The following is a 22,852-nucleotide window of genomic DNA, read 5'->3' as shown; positions in this document are numbered from 1 at the left end:
GCCCCTATCGTAGGCCGCGCCTTGTGCAAAGTTTCACGAGGGGGTGCCCGCTGGTGCGCCGGGGCCGATGACCAGGCGGAACCTGGCTCCGGCCGGATCCCCCTCGGTGTGCCACCAGACGCGCACGCGCCAAAGGCCGCCGTCACCCGGGTAGTCCGGGGACTCCCTGAAGCCCCGCACGAGTTCGTGCGCTACGTCCTCCGACGTCCGGTTCCTCACCTCTGCCCCGCCATGCCAGGGATGTTCCTGTACGTTCCACAGTCCGTCGGCGCCGCGCACGTCCACGCGCCACACCGCGCGCCAGGGCGTGACCTCCAGCATCGTGGCGACCTGCTCGGCCTCCAGGCCCAGCCGGGCCGCGATCGCGGGACCCGGCACGCCCTGGATCCGCGCGGCCACCACGGCCTGGGGCAGCAGCCGTTCGGGCAGCAGCCCGTCGGCGCGCAGCCCGACGAGGGAGTCGAACGAGAGGTAGCGCAGCCGCAGTTCCAGCTGCCGGCCGATGTGGTCCAGGGCCTCCTCGGCCTCCTGGGCCTCCTCGGGGCCGGGCGCGGCGCGCAGCAGCCGGCGGAACCCGGCCTCGGCGTCCACGGCCCAGGCCACCGCGTCCGCGGCGTTGCCCAGCTCCGCGAGCCGGTCGCCGAGGAAGACCTTGGCCTGGGCGAGCCCGCGCCGGTTGACCGGGTCGTGCTGGTCCAGGCCCGCCCACACCTCGACGGCGGCCCGGGTCAGGTCGCGGGCGCGCTCGCCGGCCGCCCGCTCCATGGCGCCGGGGCCGTTCTCGGAGGCCGCGCCGAGCGGGTGCCGGGGCAGCCGGTCCCCGTCGCTCAACGGCCAGGCGAGCCAGACGCCCTGGTTGATCAGGCCCCGGGCGTACCAGCGGGCGTACTCCGGGTCGTGCCCGGCGGCCTGCTGGGCGTGGTGCAGGCCCTCCTCGATGGCGGCCAGCGCCCCGGCCCGGTCCCCTCCCGCGAACCGGCGGGCCGCGAGGTCGCCCAGGCGCAGCCCGAGCCGGGCGGCGCACTCGGCGTCGGTCCGGGCGGGCTCACGGAGCGCGCCGATCAGCTCGCCCAGCAGCCGCTCGCTCTCGGCGGGGCCCGCCTGGGCGGCTCCCGACCGGATCCGGGCCCACTGTTCGTCCAGCCGCAGAACGGCTTCCCGCTGCGCCATGCCCGCCCCCCGGCGTCCCGGTCGTGCGTCGCCGTGTCGCGCGGCGCTGGTGTGTGGAGGCGCTCATCCTCCCGCCAGGCCAACGTTCAGCGGAAGGGATTCACTCCCAGCGGAAGGTGCGGGCCGCCGCGCCGAGCCCGAGGACGGCCCAGCCGGCCAGGACCGCCGCGTCGGCCCAGGGCAGCGCGGCCCCGTGCTGGAGCACCTCGCGCAGCCCGTCGGAGAGCGCGGAGATGGGCAGCAGCCCGAGGACGGACTGGACCGCTCCGGGGAACTTGTCCAGCGGGACGATCACCCCGCCGCCGACGAGCAGCAGCAGGAACACCAGGTTCGCGGCGGCCAGGGTCGCCTCCGCCTTGAGGGTGCCGGCCATCAGCAGCCCGAGGCCGGAGAAGGCGGCCGTGCCGAGCAGGACCAGGGCGGCGACCGCGAGCGGGCTGCCGTGCGGGGACCAGCCCAGGGCGAAGGCGATCGCGGTGAGCAGGGCGATCTGGAGCACCTCGGTGACGAGCACCGACAGGGTCTTGGCGGCCATCAGGGCCCAGCGGGGCAGCGGGGAGGCGCCGAGCCGCTTGAGGATGCCGTAGCGGCGGTCGAAGCCGGTGGCGATGGCCTGGCCGGTGAAGGCGGTGGACATCACGGCGAGGGCGAGGATGCCGGGGGCCAGGAAGTCGACGGACTCCTCGGCGCCGGTCTCGATGATGTCGACGGAGGAGAACAGGGTCAGCAGCAGCGCCGGGATGATCACGGTCAGCAGCAGCTGCTCCCCGTTGCGCAGCAGCATCCGGGTCTCCAGCGCGGTCTGCGCCAGGATCATCCGGGACACGGGCGCGGCCCCCGGCCGGGGGGTGAACGTACCGACGCTCATGCGCGCAGCTCCTTGCCGGTCAGTTCCAGAAAGACGTCTTCGAGGGTGTGCCGTTCCACCGAGAGGCTGCTCGGCATCACTCCGTGCTGGGCGCACCAGGAGGTGACGGTGGCGAGCAGCTGGGGGTCCACGTCGCCGGTGACCCGGTAGGCGCCGGGGGTGAGCTCGGCGGCCTGGGTGCCGTCGGGCAGGGCCTTGAGGAGCGAGGCGAGGTCGAGGGAGGGGCGGCCGGTGAAGCGCAGGGTGTTCTCGGCGCCGCCCCGGCACAGCCGCTCTGGGCTGCCGTGGGCGATGACCCGGCCGGCGTCCACGATGGCGACCTCGTCGGCGAGCTGCTCGGCCTCGTCCATGTGGTGGGTGGTGAGGACGACGGTGACCCCGTCGGCCCGCAGTTCCCGTACGAGGTCCCAGGTCGCGCGGCGGGCCTGGGGGTCGAGGCCGGCGGTCGGCTCGTCGAGGAAGACCAGCTCCGGGCGGCCCACGACGGCCATGGCGAGGGCGAGGCGCTGCTGCTGGCCGCCGGAGAGGCGCCGGTAGGGGGTGCGGCCGCAGCCGCCGAGGCCCAGGCGCTCCACCAGGACGTCCACGTCGAGGGGGTTCGCGTACAGCTTGGACATGTGGCGGAGCATCTCCACGGCGCGGGCGCCGGAGTAGACGCCGCCGGACTGGAGCATGACGCCGACGCGGGGGCGCAGGGCCTCGGCCCGGGCGACGGGGTCGAGGCCGAGGACGCGGACGGTGCCGGCGTCGGGGCGGACGTAGCCCTCGCAGGTCTCGACGGTGGTCGTCTTGCCCGCGCCGTTGGGACCGAGGACCGCGGTGACCGAGGCGCCGGGGACGGTGAGGTCCAGGCCGTCCACCGCTGTTTTGGGTCCGTACCGCTTCACCAGTCCGCGGATCTCCACGGCGGGGTCGTTGCTCATGGGGGTCGAGTCTACGGAGCGCCGGAGGGGGGCCTTTGTCCTGGGGGTGGCGGGGTCACCTGTGGCTGCCCGTGGCGGTTTTCGTCGCCGTCGGATTCGAACACCGTGTCGCGAACACAGCTCTTTTCGGCCTGGCGATCCTGGATGGCCCAGTCGGTTTCAGTGATCTTTTCCGGAACCTGGTGTTTACCGTGCCGGGGAACGCCGTGGGCGGAGGCTTGCTGGTGGGAGCCGTTTACCGGTTCACCGGAGGGGCTCACCGAGAGCGCGGAATCATGGGGTCCGAATAACTCTCCGTCGATAAATTAGGTAACCCTTAGTGATGGAAACCACCAGGAGTGGCGTCCATCACGGCTTGTCGCGGCTCGGTTAATTACGCAACAATGGCGTTGTGAAATACGGCGAACGGACGATCGAGACCCCCCAGGGGGAACTCGTGACCGGGGAGCGGTCAACCCGCAACCGGGTCGCGCGCTCCATCCTGGACCACGGTCCGTCCACCGTCGCCGACCTCGCGCAGCGGCTGGGCCTCACCCAGGCGGCCGTCCGCCGCCACCTCGACGCGCTCGTCGCCGACGACGTGGTCGAAGCCCGCGAGCAGCGGGTGTACGGCGCCCGCACCCGGGGCCGGCCCGCCAAGGTCTTCGCGCTCACCGACTGCGGCCGGGACGCCTTCGACCAGTCCTACGACAAGCTCGCCGTGGACGCCCTGCGCTGGATCGCGCAGTCCGTCGGCGGTGGGGAGCAGGGGGAGGCGGCCGTCGCCGCCTTCGCCAGGGCGCGGATGGAAGCACAGGCGGAGTCCTACCGGGAAGCCGTCGAGGCCGCCGCACCCGCGGACCGCGCCGAGGCCCTTGCCAAGGCGTTGACCGCGGACGGGTACGCTGCTACGGCGAAGAGCGCTCCCGGTCCGCACAGCGGTGAACAGCTCTGTCAGCACCACTGCCCGGTCGCGCACGTCGCCGAGCAGTTCCCGCAGCTCTGCGAGGCGGAGACCGAGGTCTTCTCCCGCCTGCTCGGGACGCATGTGCAGCGCCTCGCCACGATCGCCCACGGCGACGGGGTGTGCACCACGTTCATTCCGCGAAGCGCCACACAGACCGACACATCAGTATCTGCAAGTACGGCCGGGAGGAACCCCGCATGACCACGGAGACTGCTCACCCTGAGCTCGATGGCCTGGGCACCTACGAATACGGCTGGGCCGACTCCGACGCGGCCGGCGCCGCTGCCAAGCGGGGTCTGTCCGAGGATGTCGTCCGCGACATCTCGGCCAAGAAGTCCGAGCCGGAGTGGATGCTGAACCTCCGCCTCAAGGGCCTCAAGCTGTTCGGAAAGAAGCCCATGCCCAACTGGGGTTCCGACCTCTCGGGCATCGACTTCGACAACATCAAGTACTTCGTGCGCTCCACCGAGAAGCAGGCCGCTTCCTGGGAGGACCTGCCGGAGGACATCAAGAACACGTACGACAAGCTCGGCATCCCGGAGGCGGAGAAGCAGCGCCTCGTCGCCGGTGTCGCGGCCCAGTACGAGTCCGAGGTCGTCTACCACCAGATCCGCGAGGACCTGGAGGAGCAGGGCGTCATCTTCCTCGACACGGACACCGCGCTCAAGGAGCACCCGGAGCTCTTCCAGGAGTACTTCGGCACGGTCATCCCGGTCGGCGACAACAAGTTCGCCTCCCTGAACACCGCCGTGTGGTCGGGCGGCTCCTTCATCTACGTCCCCAAGGGCGTGAAGGTCGACATCCCGCTCCAGGCCTACTTCCGCATCAACACGGAGAACATGGGCCAGTTCGAGCGGACGCTGATCATCGTCGACGAGGACGCCTACGTCCACTACGTCGAGGGCTGCACCGCCCCGATCTACTCCTCGGACTCGCTGCACAGCGCCGTCGTCGAGATCATCGTGAAGAAGGGCGGCCGCTGCCGCTACACGACGATCCAGAACTGGTCGAACAACGTCTACAACCTGGTCACCAAGCGCGCCGTGGCGTACGAGGGCGCGACCATGGAGTGGATCGACGGCAACATCGGTTCCAAGGTCACCATGAAGTACCCGGCCGTCTACCTGATGGGCGAGCACGCCAAGGGCGAGACCCTGTCGATCGCCTTCGCGGGCGAAGGCCAGCACCAGGACGCCGGCTCCAAGATGGTCCACATGGCGCCGTACACCTCCTCCAACATCGTCTCCAAGTCGGTGGCGCGAGGCGGCGGCCGCACCTCCTACCGGGGCCTCGTCGAGATCGGCGAGGGCGCCCACGGCTCCAAGTCGAACGTGCTCTGCGACGCGCTCCTGGTCGACACGATCTCCCGCTCCGACACGTACCCCTACGTGGACGTCCGCGAGGACGACGTGTCCATGGGCCACGAGGCGACCGTCTCCAAGGTCTCCGACGACCAGCTCTTCTACCTGATGAGCCGCGGTCTGACCGAGTTCGAGGCCATGGCCATGATCGTGCGCGGCTTCGTCGAGCCGATCGCGCGCGAGCTGCCCATGGAGTACGCGCTGGAGCTGAACCGGCTGATCGAGCTGCAGATGGAGGGCTCGGTCGGATAGTCCCGGCCGCCCCACCGTCCCGCAGACATTCTTTGACGTAGGAAGAGAGCACGAAGACAGCCATGGCTGAGGCTCAGAACATTCCGGCGGGTTCCACCACCGCCGGCGCGATCGCGGTGGCCGCCGAGTCCACCGTCGCCACCCGGATGAGCGCGCCCCCGTCCTTCGACGTGGCCGACTTCCCGGTCCCGCACGGACGCGAGGAGGAGTGGCGGTTCACCCCGCTCGCCCGCCTCAAGGGCCTGCACGACGGCACCGCGGTCGCCAACGGCACCATGAAGGCCCAGATCGACGCGCCCGAGGGCGTGACGATCGAGTCCGTCGAGCGCGGCGACGCCCGCATCGGCAAGGCCGGCACCCCCGTGGACCGGGTCGCGGCGCAGGCGTTCTCGTCCTTCGCCAAGGCCACGGTCGTGACCGTGCCCAAGGAGGCCGTGCTGACCGAGCCCGTGCGCGTCGCGCTGCACGGCGAGGGCGGCACCACCTTCGGCCACACCGTCTTCGACGTCCAGGCCTTCGCCGAGGCCGTCATCGTCATCGACCACACCGGTGACGGCGTGCGCGCCGCCAACGTCGACTTCCTCGTCGGCGACGGCGCCAAGCTCACCGTCGTGTCCGTGCAGGACTGGGACGACACCGCCGTCCACGTCTCCCAGCACAACGCGCTGGTCGGCCGCGACGCCACCTTCAAGTCGATCGTGGTCACCTTCGGCGGCGACCTCGTACGCCTGCACCCCCGCGTGACCTACGCGGGCCCCGGCGGCGAGGCCGAGCTCTTCGGCCTGTACTTCACGGACGCCGGCCAGCACCAGGAGCACCGCCTCCTGGTCGACCACAGCGCCCCGCACTGCAAGTCGAACGTGGTCTACAAGGGCGCGCTCCAGGGCCAGGACGCCCACGCGGTCTGGATCGGTGACGTCCTCATCGAGAAGACCGCCGAGGGCACCGACACCTACGAGATGAACCGCAACCTGGTCCTCACGGACGGCGCGCGGGTCGACTCGGTCCCGAACCTGGAGATCGAGACCGGCGAGATCGTCGGCGCCGGCCACGCCTCCGCGACCGGCCGCTTCGACGACGAGCAGCTGTTCTACCTCCAGGCCCGCGGCATCCCGGCTGACGAGGCCCGCCGCCTGGTCGTCCGCGGCTTCTTCGCGGAGCTCGTCCAGCAGATCGGTGTCGACGACATCGAGGAGCGCCTCCTCTCCAAGATCGAGACCGAGCTCCAGGGTTCCGTCTGATGAATTACGTCAAGGCCTGTGCGCTGAGCGAGCTGGAAGAGGACACCCCGAAGCGGGTGGAACTCGACGGCACGCCGGTGTCCATCGTCTCCACCGAGGGGGAGGTGTTCGCGATCAACGACATCTGCTCGCACGCGAACGTCTCGCTCTCGGAGGGCGAGGTCGAGGACTGCATGATCGAGTGCTGGCTGCACGGCTCGGCCTTCGACCTGCGCACCGGCAAGCCGTCCGGTCTGCCCGCGACGCGCCCCGTACCCGTATACCCCGTAAAGATCGAAGGGGACGACGTGCTCGTCTCCCTCACCCAGGAGTCCTGAGGTATCCATGGCAACGCTTGAAATCCACGACCTGCACGTCTCCGTCGAGGCGGAAAACGGTGCCCGCGAGATCCTCAAGGGCGTCGACCTCACCGTCAAGCAGGGTGAGACGCACGCCATCATGGGTCCGAACGGCTCCGGCAAGTCCACGCTGGCGTACTCGCTGGCCGGACACCCGAAGTACACCATCACCGGTGGCACCGTGACCCTCGACGGCGAAGACGTCCTGGAGATGTCCGTCGACGAGCGCGCCCGCGCCGGCGTCTTCCTCGCCATGCAGTACCCGGTCGAGGTCCCCGGCGTCTCGGTCTCCAACTTCCTGCGGACCTCCGCCACCGCCATGCGCGGCGAGGCCCCGAAGCTGCGCACCTGGGTGAAGGAGGTCAAGTCCGCCATGGAGCAGCTCCAGATGGACCCGGCCTTCGCCGAGCGCAACGTCAACGAGGGCTTCTCCGGCGGTGAGAAGAAGCGCCACGAGATCCTCCAGCTGGAGCTCCTCAAGCCGAAGATCGCGATCCTCGACGAGACCGACTCCGGCCTCGACGTCGACGCGCTGCGCATCGTCTCGGAAGGCGTCAACCGCGTCCGCGAGACCGGTGAGGTCGGCACCCTGCTGATCACGCACTACACGCGCATCCTGCGCTACATCAAGCCCGACTTCGTCCACGTGTTCGCGAACGGCCGCATCGCCGAGTCCGGCGGCGCCGAGCTCGCCGACCAGCTGGAGGCCGAGGGCTACGACAAGTACGTGAAGGGTGGCGCGACCGCGTGACACAGCTGCCTGGCCTCCTCGACATCGAGGCGATCCGCAAGGACTTCCCCCTGCTGGATCGTGTGGTCCACGACGGGAAGAAGATCGTTTACCTGGACAACGCGGCGACCTCCCAGAAGCCGCGCCAGGTGCTCGACGCGCTGAACGAGTACTACGAGCGGCACAACGCCAACGTCCACCGCGGCGTGCACGTGCTCGCCGAGGAGGCCACGGCGCTGTACGAGGGCGCCCGCGACAAGGTCGCCGCCTTCGTCAACGCTCCGAGCCGCAACGAGGTGATCTTCACCAAGAACGCCTCGGAGTCGCTCAACCTGGTCGCGAACATGCTCGGCTGGGCGGACGAGCCCTACCGGGTCGACCACGAGACCGAGATCGCCATCACGGAGATGGAGCACCACTCCAACATCGTCCCGTGGCAGCTGCTCTCGCAGCGCACCGGCGCGAAGCTGAAGTGGTTCGGCCTCACCGACGACGGCCGGCTCGACCTGTCCAACATCGACGAGGTCATCACGGAGAAGACGAAGATCGTCTCCTTCACGCTGGTCTCCAACATCATGGGCACGATCAACCCGGTCGAGGCGATCGTCCGCCGCGCCCAGGAGGTCGGCGCGCTGGTGCTGGTCGACGCCTCGCAGGCCGCTCCGCACATGCCGCTGGACGTACAGGCGCTCGGCGCCGACTTCGTGGCCTTCACCGGCCACAAGATGTGCGGCCCGACCGGCATCGGCGTCCTCTGGGGCCGCCAGGAGCTGCTGGAGGACCTGCCTCCGTTCCTCGGCGGCGGCGAGATGATCGAGACCGTGTCGATGCACTCGTCGACGTACGCCCCCGCGCCCCACAAGTTCGAGGCGGGCACGCCCCCGATCGCCCAGGCCGTCGGCCTCGGCGCGGCCGTGGACTACCTGACCGCGATCGGCATGGACAAGATCGCCGCGCACGAGCACGCGATCACCGAGTACGCGGTCAAGCGCCTCCTGGAGGTGCCCGACCTGCGGATCATCGGCCCGACGACGGCCGAGGACCGCGGCGCCGCGATCTCCTTCACGCTCGGGGACATCCACCCGCACGACGTCGGCCAGGTGCTCGACGAGCAGGGCATCGCCGTCCGCGTGGGACACCACTGCGCGCGCCCGGTCTGCCTGCGGTACGGAATTCCCGCGACGACCCGTGCGTCGTTCTACCTGTACTCCTCTCCGGCCGAGGTCGACGCACTGGTCGACGGGCTGGAGCACGTACGGAACTTCTTCGGCTGACGAGGGCGACGAGGACGAGGCTGTGAAGCTGGATTCGATGTACCAGGAACTGATCCTGGACCACTACAAGCACCCGCACGGGCGTGGCCTGCGCGACGGCGACGCCGAGGTGCACCACGTCAATCCGACGTGCGGTGACGAGATCACGCTGCGCGTGAAGTACGACGGGAAGACGCTCACCGACGTCTCCTACGAGGGGCAGGGCTGCTCCATCAGCCAGGCCAGCGCCTCCGTACTGAACGAGCTGCTCGTCGGCAAGGAGCTGGCGGACGCGCAGAAGATCCAGGAAGTCTTCCTGGAGCTGATGCAGTCCAAGGGCAAGATCGAGCCCGACGAGGCGATGGAGGAGGTGCTGGAGGACGCGGTCGCGTTCGTCGGCGTCTCCAAGTATCCGGCGCGCGTGAAGTGTGCTCTGCTGAGCTGGATGGCGTGGAAGGACGCGACCGCCCAGGCACTGGGCGACGCGGAGAGGAAGACGGCATGACCGAGAACGCGACGCCCGAGGCGTCGATCAAGCCGGCCAGCGAGGAAGAGGTCCGCGAGGCCCTCTACGACGTGGTCGACCCCGAGCTGGGCATCGACGTCGTCAACCTGGGCCTGATCTACGGCATCCACGTCGACGACGCGAACATCGCCACCCTCGACATGACGCTGACCTCGGCGGCCTGCCCGCTGACCGACGTCATCGAGGACCAGGCGAAGTCGGCGACGGAGGGCATCGTCAACGAACTCCGCATCAACTGGGTCTGGATGCCCCCGTGGGGCCCGGACAAGATCACGGACGACGGCCGTGAGCAGCTGCGCGCGCTCGGCTTCAACGTCTGAGCGACGGACACCAGGAAGGGCCCCCGGCACGGTCGTGCCGGGGGTCCTTCCTGTTCTCCGGACGGACGGGCGAAGTGCACCGGGAGTTCGCCACCGTGGCCGAACCTTCTCGACGGCCGTCACGCAGTGACGCAGCACACGAGAGGAACACCTGTGACCCTTCGCCTTTCACCGGCACGCCGCCGGGGTGCCGCGGGCGCCGCGGGGACCGCGGCCCTGCTGCTCGCCGGGATCACCGCCCCGGCGTCCGCCCAGGCCGTGAGCGGTCCCGGGCAGGGCCTCGCCGCCCCGACGATCACGCTGTCCGCGACGCACCTGAGCGGTGCGGTGGGCGCCTCCGGTGACCCGGCGGTGACGGTGGACGTGGAGCAGCCGGGGATCCCGGCGGGCTTCCTGCGGCTGCGGGTGCTCTCCTCCAGCAACCCCGCCGTGGCCGGCGCCCGCGACGTACGGCAGGTGCGCACCCCGGACGGGAACCGCAGGCTGACGGTGACCCCCCGCGCGCAGGGCTACACCGACCTGACCCTGGAGGTGACCGGCCGCGGCGGGAAGACCGCGACCGCCACCCTCTCCTACGCGGCTTCGGCGCGGACCGCCGACGCGGCGGGGACCCGCTACCTGACCGGTTCCTCGGACGCCTCGGCCGCGGTGGACGTGGGCGGCGGCCACGTCCTGGTCGCCGACGACGAGTCCAACGTGCTGCGGCTGTACGACCGTTCCCGCTCGGGCGCGCCCGTGAAGACCTGGGACCTCGGCCCCGCCCTGGGCTGGAAGAAGGAGTCCGACATCGAGGGCGCCGCGCGGGTCGGCGACACCGTCTACTGGACCGGCTCGCTCGGCAACAACAAGGACGGCAAGTACAAGGCCGAACGCAACACCGTCTTCACCACGCGGATCACCGGCTCGGGCGCGGCGACCGAGGTCGCCTTCACCGCCGCCTACAAGGGCCTGCGCGAGGACCTCGTCGCCTGGGACGCGGCCAACGGGAACCGCTACGGCTTCGCGGCGGGCACGGCGGCCGGTGAGGTGCCCAAGCAGATCGACGGGTTCAACGTGGAGGGCCTGGAGTTCGCTCCGGGCTCAACGACCACCGCCTACCTGGGCTTCCGGGCCCCGCTGGCGCCGGCCGTGCCGGGCGGCAAGGCGCTGGTCGTGCCCGTCACCAACATCGACCGGGTGGTGGCGAACGGGGCCAGGGCGGTCTTCGGGACGCCGGTCGAGATGGACCTCGGCGGGCTCGCGGTCCGCGACATCCGCAAGAACGCGGCGGACCAGTACCTGATCCTCGCCGGTTCCTGGGCGGCCGACGACAACTCCGACCCGTACGCCCTCTACCAGTGGGACGGGATCCCCGGCCACGCCCCGAGGAAGCGGGCCGACCTGCCGACCGGCGACCCCGGGGGCTGGGAGGCCGTGGTGAACGTACCCGACCTGCGGGTGCGCGGGGCGCGCGTCCAGCTGATCACCGACAGCGGCTCCGCCGACCTGTACGGGGACGGCACCGAGGCCAAGGACCTGCCGCACCCGGAGTGGAAGAAGTCCCGGTCCGCCTGGTTCACGCTGCGCTGATCCCGGCGGCGGCGCGCACGCGTACGCCCGTCCCCGTACCGATTTGTGTACGGGTGTACGCATCGCTGTGTACTGTTGTACGCATGCCCTACGTACTGCTCGCCGCGGCGATCGCCGCCGAGGTCGCCGGAACCACCGCCATGAAGTACAGCGACGGCTTCACCCGGCTCTGGCCGTCGCTGGGCACGGTGCTGGGCTACCTCATCGCCTTCACGCTGCTGGCCCAGACGCTGAAGTCGATGTCGGTGGGCACCGCGTACGCGATCTGGGCCGGCGTCGGCACCGCCGCCATCGCCGCGATCGGCATGGTGTTCATGGGCGAGGCGGCCACCGCCGCCAAGATCGCCGGGATCGCGCTGATCATCGCCGGAGTGGTCCTGCTGAACCTGGGCGGGGCGGCCCACTGATGGCCGCCGGGGCGCGCCGGTACGACCCCGGCCGGCGGCAGCGGATCATCGACGCCGCGATCCGGGTCGTGGCGGCCCGGGGCATCGCCGGGCTGAGCCACCGCAGCGTGGCGGCCGAGGCGGACGTGCCGCTGGGCTCGACCACCTATCACTTCAAGACCCTGGACGACCTGCTCGTCGCCGCCCTGCGGCAGGCCAACGCCGAGTTCGCCCCCGCGCCGGCCGTCCGTGACGGGGACGTGGCCGGCGCGCTCGCGCGGCTGCTGGGCGAGCTGCTCGCGGCCGACCGGGGGCGGGTGGAGCTGGAGTACGAGCTCTACCTGGCCGCCCTGCGCCGGCCCGTGCTGCGGCCGGTCGCGGCCGAGTGGTGCGAGGCGGTGGCGGCCTCCCTGGCGGAACACACCGATCCGGTGACGGCGCGGGCCCTGGTGGCGGTGATGGACGGGATCAGCCTCCAGGTCCTGCTGACCGGCGCCCCCTACGACGAGGCGTACGCCCGCGAGATCCTGGCCCGGGTGCTGGGCGGTCGCTGAGGCGCCCGGTCCGCGCTCCCGGCCTCAGTCCGCCGCGCGGACCGCCGCCAGGGCGGCCGTCACGCTCGCCTCGACGTCCGTGATCGGGTAGAACACCTCACGCACCGTCCGGTCCCGGTCCACCACCAGCGTCAGCCGCTTGATCCGGCTCACGCCCGCCGCGCGGAAGGTCGGCAGCCGCAGCGCCGTCACCAGGTCCAGGTCCGCGTCCGAGAGCAGCGGGAACCGGAGCCGCTCCTGCTCCGCGAACTCCCGCTGCTCGTCGGGGCGCTGGGTCGAGACCCCGTGCACGGTGGCGCCGGCCGCGGTGAACTCCGCGAGCTGGTCGCGGAAGGTACAGGACTCCAGGGTGCAGCCCTTGGCGCCCGGGATCCCCGCCCAGCCGGGCGGGTAGGAGCCGGCCCGGGCGTACGCGCCCGGGAAGCAGTACAGGACCGTGAAGGGGGTGTCCGCCACCGGGTCGCGGAGCTCGCCGAACCGGTCCGGCAGCAGCAGCCCGGGCAGCCGGGTGCCGCGCAGCGCGTGGACCCGTACCGCCTCCTTCGAGGACTCCTCCGTCGTCGCCGTCATCTCTCCCTCTCCCAGGACCCAGGTGTCGCCCCAGTCCTGGAGGGCCACCAGGACCGGCAGCAGCCCCCGCCCGCGCGGGGTCAGCCGGTACTCGTGCCGCACCGGGCGTTCCTGGTACGGCTCGCGCGTCAGCACCCCGGCCTCGACGAGCATCTTCAGCCGCTCGGCGAGCACCTTGCGGGACATGCCGAGCTCCCGCTGGAGTTCCTCGAAGCGGTGCAGGCCGCGCGCGGTGTCGCGCACGATCAGCAGCGTCCACCAGTCACCCACGACGTCGAGGGCCTGGGCGATGGAGCAGTCCTCGTCGCCGAGGTGCGTGCGCTGGGCCATGGGCACTCCTTCGTCCGTTGACCCCAGGCTGTCATGCTGACATAGTCCGTTCCTAAAGGGAACTGACTCGGTCGGGGATACGGGGGAACGGTGTGCTGCAGGGGTTCAGGGATCTGCCCAAGGTCGTGTGGCTGCTGGCCGCGGGGGTGTTCGTCAATGCCGTCGTCAGCTTCACCTTCGTCTTCGTCTTCCTCTACCTGACCGGCCCGCGCGGCCTCGGCGCCGCCGAGGCGGGCGTGGTCACCGGCATCGGGGGCGTCGGCCTGGTCGCCGGCAACTTCACCGGCGGCTGGTACGGCGACCGCTTCGGCCACCGCCGGGTGCTGCTCGCCGCCTCCACCCTGGGCGGTCTGACCCTGATGGCCTTCCCGCTGCTGCCCACCCCGCTGCTGTACGCGGCCCTGCCGCTCGCCCAGTACGCCTCCGGCGTCGTCCGCGCCGCCAACGCGGCCCTGGTCGCCGTCACCGTCCCCGAGGGGAACCGCCGCCAGGCCTTCGCCGTCGTACGGTGTGTCGCCAACGGCGGCTTCACCCTCGGCCCGCCACTGGGGGCCCTGGTCGCGAGCGGCCTCTCGTACGAGTGGCTCTTCGTCGGCGACGGCCTCGGCACGCTCTTCTTCGCCCTGTGGACGGCCCGGGCCGTACCCGCCCGCGGCGCGGCCCGCGAGCACGCCGCGGCCCCGGACGGGGGTCAGGGCCGCGGCGTGCTCGCCGAGCTCAGGGCCCGGCCCGCGGTCCTGGTGCTGCTCGCCGCGATCCTCCTCGTGGACGTCGTCTACCGGCAGCAGTACTTCACCTTCCCCGTCTTCCTCGCCGACCACGGCCTCGACGTACGCGCCTTCGGGCTCGTCATCGCCCTGAACGGGGCCGTCATCCTGCTCCTGGAACTGCCCGCCGCCGTCGCCCTGCGCGACCGGCCGCCGCTGGCCGTCATCGGGACCGGATTCGTCCTCGTCGGCGCCGGGTACGCGGCCCTGATCCTCGGCGCCGGATGGGCCACCGCCGTCACGATGATGGTGCTGCTGAGCCTGGGGGAGATCCTCTACAAGACCACCGCCACCGCCTACGTCGCCGACCAGGCCCCCGAGCACGCCGTCGGCCGGTTCCAGAGCCTGTACGCGGGGGTGTCCGTCGTCGGCGTCGTCGTCGGGCCCTCCGCGGGCGGCGCGCTCTACGCGGCCGCGCCGGGGCTGCTGTGGCCGCTGTGCGCGGCCCTGACGGCCGGGGCGGGCGCGGTCGTCATCGGGCTCTCGCTGCGCCGGGACCGGGCCGCCCGGGCCGCCGGCGGCAGCGGGGAGCAGAAGGCGGAGGGTACGGCCCGGGAAGCGGCCGGAACCGGGCCGGAAGGACACGCCGGACGCCCGGCACATGAGACCGGTTCGCGACCGCGGGCCGTCGCCGGTTAGGTTTCGGGCATGACTGCTACGCGTACCACCGGCGCCGTCGCCGCCGGACTTGCCACCCTCACCGCCGACGGCACCGTCCTCGACACCTGGTTCCCCGCCCCCGAGCTGGTCGCCGAGCCCGGCCCGGCCGGAACCGAGCGCCTCACCGCCGAGCAGGCCGTGGAGCTCCTCGGCGCCGCCGCGGCCAAGGCCGTCCGCTCGGACGCGGTCCGCGGGGTCGAGGTCGTAGCCGTCCGCACGGTCATCGCCTCCCTGGAGGACAAGCCGCTGGACGCCCACGACGCGTACCTGCGCCTGCACCTGCTGAGCCACCGCCTGGTCAAGCCGCACGGCCAGAACCTGGACGGCGTCTTCGGCCTGCTGGCCAACGTCGCCTGGACCTCCCTGGGCCCGGTCGCCGTCGACCAGGTCGAGACCGTCCGCCTGAACGCCCGCGCCGAGGGCCTGCACCTCCAGGTCACCTCGATCGACAAGTTCCCCCGCATGACCGACTACGTCGCCCCCAAGGGCGTGCGCATCGCCGACGCGGACCGCGTCCGCCTCGGCGCGCACCTCGCCGAGGGCACCACCGTCATGCACGAGGGCTTCGTCAACTTCAACGCCGGCACCCTCGGCACCTCCATGGTCGAGGGCCGCATCTCCGCGGGCGTCGTGGTCGGCGACGGCTCCGACATCGGCGGCGGCGCGTCCACCATGGGCACCCTCTCGGGCGGCGGCAAGCAGATCATCTCGATCGGCGAGCGCACCCTGATCGGCGCCGAGGCGGGCGTCGGCATCGCCCTGGGTGACGAGTGCGTCGTCGAGGCGGGCCTGTACGTGACCGCGGGCACCCGGGTGACCCTGCCGGACGGCCAGATCGTCAAGGCCCTGGAGCTCTCCGGCGCCAGCAACATCCTCTTCCGCCGCAACTCGGTCACCGGCGCCGTCGAGGCCCGCCCGTACAAGGCGGCCTGGGGCGGCCTCAACGAGGTCCTGCACAGCCACAACTGACCCGCACGGGCACAGCTGACCCGCACGGGCACGGCTGACCCGCACGGGCCGGTACGTACGGCGCCCCTCACCCCGCCGGGGGTGAGGGGCGCCGCGTGCGTGGTGCGCGGGTCGGGACCGGGGCCGGGCTCGGTGGGGCGGGCTCGGGCGGGCCGCTCAGCGCAGCGGGATCCTGCGGATCAGGCCGGCGAAGGCCTCCTGCTCCGCCTCGGTCAGCTCCACCGACTCCATCGGGTGCGAGGCCGGGCCGCGCTGGGCCGGGATGACCGGCAGGCCCTCGTGGGCGGCGGCCGGCTCCGGGTGGTGGAAGCGGCTGTCCCACAGCATGTGGCCGAGGCCCACGATCCAGACGAGGGCGGCCACGAACAGGACGGCGAGGCCGATTTCCTGGGCGAGCGAGATCGAGGGGAACACGCGGACCTCCGCGGAGTGCGAACGGTACGTGCCGGTACGAGCCGGTACGGATACGGGTGGAAGATCGGGCGTGCCGATACTCAACCACCACAACCGGCCCATTCGGGAGAGATGTGGCGAGGCTCACGCCAGGGCCGAAAGTCCCCACTTGTCCGGCAAGGGCGCCCGTCACGCCCGCGGGCCCGCGTGTACCCGCCGTACGCGGACACGGGCAGGGGGCCCGGGCGGGACGGCGCCCGGGCCCCCTGCGGTCCGTGGGTCCCGCGCGCTACGGGCGGAAGCGCAGCACCTGCGGGTCGTGGTCGCTGTTCTGCGCCGCGAACTCGGCGTTGATGTGCACGCTGTCGTACGTGAAGTTCTTGATCGCCGGGCTCGTCAGGATCTGGTCCAGCACCTGCGCGTTGCCCTGGTACACGTAGGAGTACCGTTCCGCCTTCGGCAGGGACTTGATCGCCGGGTACAGGGCGCCGCCGTCCGCGAGGGCCTCCGTCGTCGCCGAGAACTCGAAGTCGTTGATGTCACCGAGGACGAGGACGTTCGCGTTCTTGTCGGTCGCCAGGACGTTCTTGACGAAACCGTTCACCGCCTGGGCCTGGAGCAGCCGCTTGGCCTCCGAGGAGCGCACCGGCGGCTGGTGGTGCGAGGTCAGGCCCTCGTCGCCGCCCTTGGAGCCGAAGTGGTTGGCGATCACGAAGACCGTCTTGCCCTTGAAGACGAACTCGCCGGCCAGCGGCTTGCGGCTGTCGGCCCACGCCGGGTTCGCCGGGTCGATCCGGCCGGGGGAGTGGGTCAGCGCGGCCTTGCCGTTCACCGAGGTCACACCGGTCGCCGTCGCCGCGTCGCCCGGGGCGCGCTCGGTGAAGGAGACCCGCGCCGGGTTGTAGAGGAACACCTGGCGGATGTTGCCGCCGGGCTCGCCGCCGTCCTTGTTGTTCTCCGGGTCGACGGTCTTCCACTGGTAGGCCGGGCCGCCGGCCGCCGCGATCGCCGCCGTGAACTTCGTCAGCGTCTGCCCGGCCGAGACGACGCCGTCGTTCTTGGCGCCGTTGTCGTCCTGGATCTCCTCCAGGGCCAGGATGTCCGGGGAGGCGAGGTTCTCCACGACCGCCTTCGCGAGCGCGTCGAACTTCTCCTGCGGGTCGGTCGGGTCGAGGTTCTCGACGTTGTACGTGGCCACCGCGAGCTCGCCCGCCGCCTGCGCCTTGGTCTTCTCCGGGGCGATGGTGCCCGCCTTGACGGTGCCCAGGGTGCGGGCCACCAGCGTGTAGCCGCCGAACTGGTTGAAGTCCAGGGGGCCCTCGGTGGTGCCGGTCAGCTTGTCGCCGACGTTGGCGACCGGGAAGGGCTGCTGCGCGACGGGCGCGAGCTGCTGGATCTGGAGGCGGCCGGTGTTCTGGGACTCGTACGAGCCGTAGACCGTACCGCCGCGCTTCGCGGTGTTCTCCCAGCCCTTGACCGTGACCCACAGCTCCGAGTACGGGTCGGTGGCACCGACCACGCGGGAGGTGCCGATCTTGACGTTCATGCCCTCCAGGGACTCGTAGAAGTCCAGGGCGTACCGCGAGGGGTCCAGGGTCAGGCCGTTGATGCTGCCGCCGGCGGCGGTGTCGCCGTTCGGGGCGTACGCGGCGGGAACCGTGTACTCGTTGACGGCGGCGGCCTGGGGCAGCGCGTTGCCGGAGGAGACCACGGTCACCGTGGGCTTGGAGATCTGGGTGACCGACTGGTTGCCGGAGTTGACGCCGCCGGGGACGTACTCGCCGACCGTGCCGGAGACCTTGACCGCGTCGCCGACCGCGACGGTCGGGACCGAGCTGGTGAAGACGAAGACGCCCTCGCTGGTCGCGGCGTCGTCGTCGGCGTCCGGGTCCTGGATCCAGAAGCCGCGCGAACCGTACGTGCGCACCCCCGTGACGATGCCCTCGACGTCGGCGACCGCCTTGCCGTTGAGCGGGGATATCCGGGTCGTGCCCTGGATGTCGTGAATGCGTATCGGATCGGCGGACACGGCGCCTTCGGCCGCGTCGGCGGTACCGGCGAGCAGGCCGGTGGCCAGCGCGGTGGCGACGAGGGCCGCGACGGCGGCGGAACGGGGATGCGAGGAGCGCATGGGCGGGAACTCCGGTGTGTGGAGGAGGGTGAACCCTGAGGGTCCCGATACATCTACGCGCGTCAATTTCCTGGGTGACCAGGGAAGTTGTCAAGGCCTCCAGGGCATACGGAAGCTGACTGTGGGATGAACCAAAGGCGATGGCCCCCCGGGCCTGCCCGAATTGCGTCTACGCTGGGTCGCCGTACGAGGCCTGACGGCCCGGCACCGGCCCCCCGGAGCCGCCCCTCCCGGGCGCCCGCTCCGGCCGCCCCGTCCCGTCAGCGCCCCGTCGTCGCACCGCTGTCCCGCTGTCCCGCTGTCCGGCTGTTCCACCGCCCCACCGCCCCATCGTGTCCGAGGAGAACCACCCCATGTCCGCAGAGCCGCACCCCACGCTGCCGCCGGTACGGCTGCACTCCGATGCGGAGCTGGCCCGCGACGCCCTCGTCGCCCCGCTGTTCGCCCGCGCCGTCCGGCTCGCCCGCTGGGCCGGGCCCGAGACCCGCGTCGACGTCGGCGGTGAACTCGTCGCCGACCAGCTGCCGCAGGCCGCGAGCGCGCTCGGCCTCGACGCCGCCGACGAGGACGCCCCGGCCCACGCGAGCCAGGCCTGGCGGGTGGCCGTGGACACCGGCCTGGTCGACGTGACCGAGCCCGAGGAGGACAGCGGCGACGGCGCCGAGGGCGGCGAGCCGGAGTACGGCACCGCCGCCCCGGGCGAGGACCTCGCCCTGCTCACCGGCGGGGCACCCGGCGACGTGCTCGACCTGTGGCTGGCGGCGCTGGACACCGTCCTCGCGGACGCGGCCGTCCCCGACCTGGACGACCTCGTCGACGCCATGGACGCGGGCGGCGAGATCGACTTCGACCGGCTGGACTGGAACCCCCAGCGCGAGGCGGACTTCCTCGACGGGGTCCTCGCCAACCTCTACCTCCTCACCGTCTCCGAGGGCGGGGCGGGCGAAGCGCCCGTGCCGCTGCCCGTGCTCGCCGCGTCGGTGGTCGTGCCCGACGACATGGGCGAACCCACCGACGCCGTGCTGGAGCAGGTGTCGGACGCGATGATGCGCCTCGACGACCAGTTCCGGCAGCTGGAGCCGATCGGGCTGGTCGAGTTCCGCCCCGTCGACGAGGCGCTCATGGCGGAGGAGGACGACCTTCCCGGCGCGGAGGCCGCGGACGGCCCCGGGGCGGCGGACGCGGACGACGACGAGGACGTGTCCCGCTACGGGATGGTCCGGCTGACGCCGCTCGGCCTGTACGGCGTGCGGGCCCGCATGCTGGAGGCCGGGGTGGAGGCACCGGCGATCGGAGAACTGGCCGACAAGGGCGCGGACACCCTCCTCGACGCGGTCTCCTTCTACCCCGAGAGCGCCGCCCAGGCCGAGATCGAGCAGTGGCTGGACGGCCGCGACCTGCCCGGGGCGGTCGCCGAACTGCTGGCCGCGGCCCGCGGCGCGGACGAGGGCGGCCCGCTGCGCCGGCTGCGCTGCCAGCAGGCGCTCGCGCCCGCCGGGCGGGAGGCGGAGCCGGCCGTCCGGGCCGTGCTGGACGACCCGGAGCTCGGCGGGCTCGCCCGGGTCTGGCTGGCCGAGCACGGGGTGGCCGACGTACCGGCTCCGGACGGCACGATGGTGTTCTGGCTGACGGTCGACACGATCGCGGCCCAGCTCGCCGCGGACGGGGAGACCGACGAACTCCCGCTGCTGATGCGGTCCCTGACGGAGCACCACACCGGGTTCTTCGAGCAGGCCTGGCGCGTGGAACACCCCGCCACGGCGTACGTCCTGGAGGCCATGGGTCGGCTGCACCCGGACAAGAAGGCCTCGAAGGAGGCCCGCAAGGCCGCGTTCAAGGCCCGCTCCCGGCAGCCCTGACCCGGGGCCCGGTAGTCCTGACGCGGGCCCGGCAGTCCTGACGCGGGCGCCGGGCCGGGTCTCCGACCGGCCTCCGCCCGAGGGGCGACGAGCGCCCCGAGGGGCGACGAGCGCCCCGGGGGTGCGCAACAAGCCTTTCCCCGGGGCGGAGTTCGCCATTCCGCCCTCTCTCAAGGGGACGGGCCGCATTTCCGGGTAGTTCAGCGGCCGTTCACGTACGGGCGGGAGCGTGTGCGCCGACGACCGTACGTCAGGCGCGCCACCTCCCCACCCCTGGAGACCCGATGCCCCTCACCCGCAGAGACTTCACCGCCCGTACCGTCCTCGCCGGGGCGGGGGTCGCCCTCACCGGAACGGTCGGCGCGCTCGCCACCGCCCCGGGGGCACTGGCGGCCGACGACGGCGCGCGGCACGACGGGCAGGGCCGCCCGCACGGCCCGGGCTACGGCCCGCTCGTCCCGGACCCGGCGGGACTGCTCGCGCTCCCCGCCGGCTTCGCCTACCGGGTGATCACCCACAGCGGGGTCACCACCCTGGAGTCCGGTGAGAGCACCCCCTCCAACCACGACGGGACGGCCGCCTTCGCAGGCCACCGCGGCGTCACCCTCCTCGTCAACAACCACGAGCTGAAGGGCCCGCGCACCGGCTGGCCGCGCCCCGTGCCGCTCGCCGAGGGCCTCGTCTACGACCCGGCCGCCGCGGGCGGCTGCACGGTCGTCGAGGTCCGGCGGGGCGGCGAGGTCGCCGAATGGGTGGGCATCGCCGGCACCTCCACCAACTGCGCGGGCGGCGCCACCCCCTGGGACACCTGGCTGACCTGCGAGGAGAACTCGGACCTGGCCGGCAAGAACGGCATGACCAAGGACCACGGATACGTCTTCGAGGTCGACCCGCACGACCGCCGCGCCAACCGCGACCCGCGTCCGGTCAAGGCCTTCGGACGGTACGACCACGAGGCCGTGGTCATCGACCCGCGCCAGGGCCACGCCTACCTCACCGAGGACGCCTCGGGCCCCAACGGGCTGCTCTACCGCTGGACCCCGCCGCGCGGGTTCCGGCACGGCCGCGGCAAGCTGCGCACGCTCGCCCCCGATGCCGGTGTCCTCGCGGCCGCCAAGTGCTTCGACAGCTCGGGCCGCTTCGTCGACGACCTCTCGCGCGCGACCCGGATCGGCACGGTGTACGGGGTGGACTGGGTGACGGTGGCCGACCGCGACGCGCGGACGGTGCCGGTGCGCAAGCAGTTCGCGGACGGCGCCGTGACCCGGGGGCGCAAGCTGGAGGGCATGTGGTGGGCCGACGGCGGCGCCTACTTCGTCTCCTCCTACGCGCGCGAGGAGAGCCCGGGCGCCGCGCACGACGGCCAGGTGTGGTTCTACGACCCCAAGCGGCGCACGGTCCGGCTGACCGTCCTCATCGGAGTGAACGCCGACCCGGCCGCCGACGGCGGCTACGACGGCCCCGACAACATCACGGTGTCGCCGTACGGCGGGCTGGTCATCGCCGAGGACGGCAGCGGCCTCCAGCACCTGTTCGGCGCGACCGAGTCGGGCCGCACCTACCCGCTGGCGCGCAACGAACTGAACATCGGCTCGGCCGAGGAGCCGGAGTACTCGGAGTTCACCGGGGTGTGCTTCTCCCCGGACGGCCGGACCCTGTACGCGAACATCCAGGACCCGGGCATCATGCTGGCGATCACCGGCCCGTGGCGGCGCGGGCGCTGACCCCGCCGGCCAGGGGGAGCGGCCGCCGGGAGGCTACCGGGTCTCGGCGCGGGCGGCTGTGGCCCACTCCTCCAGCAGGAACTCGTACGCCTCCGAGGGCCACTCGCCGTCCACCCTGGACTCGACGAGGTGCCGTATCGCCTCGTTCGCCTCTGCGGCGGACGGGCGCGCGGGACCCGCGGGCTGGAGTGTGTTCTGCATGGATCCAAGGCTACGGGCGGGCACCGGCGCAGACTTCCGTATGAGGGGTGGAATCAATCACCCGGTACGGCCGCCCGTAGCGCCATGTGCCCGCCCACCTGCTCAGAGTGCCTGGGAAGCGGGCTTCACCATGCCGCGCACTGTGCGGGACTTCACAAAGTCGCCCATGGCCGTCATCTCCCATTCGCCCGTGAACTGCTTGATCAGCTTCGCCATCATGACGCCGGTCTGCGGCTCGGCGCCGGTGAGGTCGAAGCGCACCAGCTCCTCGCCGCTCGCCGCGTCGATGAGCCGGCAGTAGGCCTTGGCCACCTCGCTGAACTTCTGGCCGGAGAAGGAGTTGACGGTGAAGACCAGGCCGGTCGCGTCCGCGGGCAGCCGGCCCAGGTCCACGACGATCACCTCGTCGTCCCCGGCGCCCTCACCGGTCAGGTTGTCCCCGGAGTGCTTGATGGCGCCGTTCAGGATGGACAGCTTGCCGAAGTAGCAGCTGTCGATGTGGTTGCGCTGCGGGCCGTAGGCGATCACGGACGCGTCGAGGTCGATGTCCCGGCCGCGGAAGGCCGGCTCCCAGCCCAGACCCATCTTGACCTGCGACAGCAGCGGGCGGCCGCCCTTGACGAGGGAGACGGTCTGGTTCTTCTGGAGGTTGACCCGGCCCTTGTCGAGGTTGATCTTCCCGGCGCCCGGAGCGGCGGCGGGCGCGGCCGCCGGCGGGGCGGACGGGGGCACGGGCGCGGTCGCGGGGGTCGAGGGACCGCCGAGCCAGGGGGACGCGGGGTGCGAGACCGGCGGCGCCGGGGGAGCGGCC

At 71.9% G+C, this 22,852-nt stretch carries 24 protein-coding genes; 16 read left to right on the top strand and 8 right to left on the bottom strand.

Going from position 1 to position 22,852, the window contains the following annotated elements:
- Positions 1–33: 33 nt before the first annotated feature.
- The 3 genes from ABZZ17_RS27725 to ABZZ17_RS27715 all read right to left on the bottom strand — a co-directional run bounded on the left by ABZZ17_RS27725 (position 34) and on the right by ABZZ17_RS27715 (position 2,961).
- Complete coding sequence (locus ABZZ17_RS27725) at positions 34–1,170, bottom strand: hypothetical protein (protein ID WP_356879711.1); 1,137 nt, start codon at positions 1,168–1,170, stop codon at positions 34–36.
- Between the two features lie 100 nt (positions 1,171–1,270).
- Positions 1,271–2,038: an ABC transporter permease gene (locus tag ABZZ17_RS27720; RefSeq protein ID WP_356879709.1), complete on the bottom strand. Its 768-nt coding sequence runs from the start codon at positions 2,036–2,038 to the stop codon at positions 1,271–1,273.
- Positions 2,035–2,961: an ABC transporter ATP-binding protein gene (locus tag ABZZ17_RS27715; protein WP_356879707.1), complete on the bottom strand. Its 927-nt coding sequence runs from the start codon at positions 2,959–2,961 to the stop codon at positions 2,035–2,037. Before ABZZ17_RS27715 ends, ABZZ17_RS27720 begins: the two co-directional genes overlap by 4 nt.
- 71 nt (positions 2,962–3,032) lie before the next feature.
- Between ABZZ17_RS27715 and ABZZ17_RS27710 the strand changes: the two genes are divergently transcribed.
- The 12 genes from ABZZ17_RS27710 (at position 3,033) to ABZZ17_RS27655 (ending at position 12,437) form a co-directional block, all read left to right on the top strand.
- Positions 3,033–3,251 carry a formate/nitrite transporter family protein gene (locus ABZZ17_RS27710; RefSeq protein ID WP_356879705.1) on the top strand — a complete coding sequence of 73 codons (219 nt, stop codon included), beginning with the start codon at positions 3,033–3,035 and terminating at the stop codon, positions 3,249–3,251.
- Positions 3,252–3,352: 101 nt separating this feature from the next.
- A complete protein-coding gene (locus ABZZ17_RS27705) occupies positions 3,353–4,108 on the top strand; it encodes an ArsR family transcriptional regulator (protein WP_356879703.1) in 756 nt (251 codons plus the stop codon).
- Entirely contained in the window at positions 4,105–5,520 is a 1,416-nt protein-coding gene (sufB, locus tag ABZZ17_RS27700) for a Fe-S cluster assembly protein SufB (RefSeq protein WP_281206614.1), read from the top strand. The genes ABZZ17_RS27705 and sufB overlap by 4 nt, the downstream gene beginning before the upstream one ends.
- A gap of 62 nt (positions 5,521–5,582) precedes the next feature.
- On the top strand, positions 5,583–6,761 hold the full coding sequence (gene sufD, locus ABZZ17_RS27695; RefSeq protein WP_356879701.1) for a Fe-S cluster assembly protein SufD: 1,179 nt from the start codon (positions 5,583–5,585) through the stop codon (positions 6,759–6,761).
- Positions 6,761–7,078, top strand: a complete 318-nt coding sequence (locus ABZZ17_RS27690) for a bifunctional 3-phenylpropionate/cinnamic acid dioxygenase ferredoxin subunit (RefSeq protein WP_030388907.1) — start codon at positions 6,761–6,763, stop codon at positions 7,076–7,078. The genes sufD and ABZZ17_RS27690 overlap by 1 nt, the downstream gene beginning before the upstream one ends.
- A 7-nt stretch (positions 7,079–7,085) precedes the next feature.
- Complete coding sequence (gene sufC, locus ABZZ17_RS27685; RefSeq protein ID WP_356879699.1) at positions 7,086–7,850, top strand: Fe-S cluster assembly ATPase SufC; 765 nt, start codon at positions 7,086–7,088, stop codon at positions 7,848–7,850.
- Entirely contained in the window at positions 7,847–9,103 is a 1,257-nt protein-coding gene (locus tag ABZZ17_RS27680; RefSeq protein ID WP_356879697.1) for a cysteine desulfurase, read from the top strand. The genes sufC and ABZZ17_RS27680 overlap by 4 nt, the downstream gene beginning before the upstream one ends.
- 22 nt (positions 9,104–9,125) lie before the next feature.
- Positions 9,126–9,587 (top strand): Fe-S cluster assembly sulfur transfer protein SufU, encoded by a 462-nt coding sequence (sufU, locus tag ABZZ17_RS27675; protein WP_356879695.1) that lies wholly within the window; start codon positions 9,126–9,128, stop codon positions 9,585–9,587.
- Complete coding sequence (locus ABZZ17_RS27670) at positions 9,584–9,928, top strand: metal-sulfur cluster assembly factor (protein ID WP_053681645.1); 345 nt, start codon at positions 9,584–9,586, stop codon at positions 9,926–9,928. The genes sufU and ABZZ17_RS27670 overlap by 4 nt, the downstream gene beginning before the upstream one ends.
- Before the next feature lie 231 nt (positions 9,929–10,159).
- Positions 10,160–11,497 carry a hypothetical protein gene (locus tag ABZZ17_RS27665; protein ID WP_356879780.1) on the top strand — a complete coding sequence of 446 codons (1,338 nt, stop codon included), beginning with the start codon at positions 10,160–10,162 and terminating at the stop codon, positions 11,495–11,497.
- Between the two features lie 83 nt (positions 11,498–11,580).
- Entirely contained in the window at positions 11,581–11,904 is a 324-nt protein-coding gene (locus ABZZ17_RS27660; protein WP_281206621.1) for a multidrug efflux SMR transporter, read from the top strand.
- Positions 11,904–12,437 (top strand): TetR family transcriptional regulator, encoded by a 534-nt coding sequence (locus ABZZ17_RS27655; RefSeq protein ID WP_356879693.1) that lies wholly within the window; start codon positions 11,904–11,906, stop codon positions 12,435–12,437. Before ABZZ17_RS27660 ends, ABZZ17_RS27655 begins: the two co-directional genes overlap by 1 nt.
- A gap of 24 nt (positions 12,438–12,461) precedes the next feature.
- Here the strand turns inward: ABZZ17_RS27655 and ABZZ17_RS27650 are convergent, their stop codons facing one another.
- Complete coding sequence (locus ABZZ17_RS27650; protein WP_356879691.1) at positions 12,462–13,337, bottom strand: winged helix-turn-helix transcriptional regulator; 876 nt, start codon at positions 13,335–13,337, stop codon at positions 12,462–12,464.
- Positions 13,338–13,432: 95 nt separating this feature from the next.
- On the opposite strand from ABZZ17_RS27650, the gene ABZZ17_RS27645 reads away from it, so the two are divergent.
- Together ABZZ17_RS27645 and dapD are read left to right on the top strand one after the other, a co-directional pair.
- Positions 13,433–14,743 carry an MFS transporter gene (locus ABZZ17_RS27645; protein ID WP_356879778.1) on the top strand — a complete coding sequence of 437 codons (1,311 nt, stop codon included), beginning with the start codon at positions 13,433–13,435 and terminating at the stop codon, positions 14,741–14,743.
- 9 nt (positions 14,744–14,752) lie between these two features.
- Positions 14,753–15,733, top strand: a complete 981-nt coding sequence (dapD, locus tag ABZZ17_RS27640; RefSeq protein ID WP_356879689.1) for a 2,3,4,5-tetrahydropyridine-2,6-dicarboxylate N-succinyltransferase — start codon at positions 14,753–14,755, stop codon at positions 15,731–15,733.
- 156 nt (positions 15,734–15,889) lie between these two features.
- On the opposite strand, the gene ABZZ17_RS27635 is transcribed toward dapD, so the two are convergent.
- On the bottom strand, positions 15,890–16,147 hold the full coding sequence (locus ABZZ17_RS27635) for a hypothetical protein (RefSeq protein ID WP_356879687.1): 258 nt from the start codon (positions 16,145–16,147) through the stop codon (positions 15,890–15,892).
- A 268-nt stretch (positions 16,148–16,415) separates the two neighbouring features.
- Complete coding sequence (locus ABZZ17_RS27630; RefSeq protein ID WP_356879685.1) at positions 16,416–18,257, bottom strand: endonuclease/exonuclease/phosphatase family protein; 1,842 nt, start codon at positions 18,255–18,257, stop codon at positions 16,416–16,418.
- Between the two features lie 353 nt (positions 18,258–18,610).
- Between ABZZ17_RS27630 and ABZZ17_RS27625 the strand changes: the two genes are divergently transcribed.
- Both ABZZ17_RS27625 and ABZZ17_RS27620 read left to right on the top strand, forming a co-directional pair.
- Complete coding sequence (locus ABZZ17_RS27625; protein ID WP_356879683.1) at positions 18,611–20,116, top strand: hypothetical protein; 1,506 nt, start codon at positions 18,611–18,613, stop codon at positions 20,114–20,116.
- 284 nt (positions 20,117–20,400) lie between these two features.
- Complete coding sequence (locus ABZZ17_RS27620) at positions 20,401–21,840, top strand: alkaline phosphatase PhoX (protein WP_356879679.1); 1,440 nt, start codon at positions 20,401–20,403, stop codon at positions 21,838–21,840.
- 33 nt (positions 21,841–21,873) lie between these two features.
- On the opposite strand, the gene ABZZ17_RS27615 is transcribed toward ABZZ17_RS27620, so the two are convergent.
- Complete coding sequence (locus ABZZ17_RS27615) at positions 21,874–22,041, bottom strand: hypothetical protein (RefSeq protein ID WP_356879677.1); 168 nt, start codon at positions 22,039–22,041, stop codon at positions 21,874–21,876.
- Positions 22,042–22,143: 102 nt separating this feature from the next.
- A partial coding sequence (locus ABZZ17_RS27610; RefSeq protein ID WP_356879675.1) for a TerD family protein occupies positions 22,144–22,852 on the bottom strand: 709 nt, incomplete at its 5' end.

Source organism: Streptomyces sp. NPDC006512, assembly GCF_040611935.1.
GTDB lineage: Bacteria > Actinomycetota > Actinomycetes > Streptomycetales > Streptomycetaceae > Streptomyces.
The sequence above is the reverse complement of the archived record's forward strand: the minus strand, read 5'-3'. Positions and strand labels throughout refer to the sequence as shown.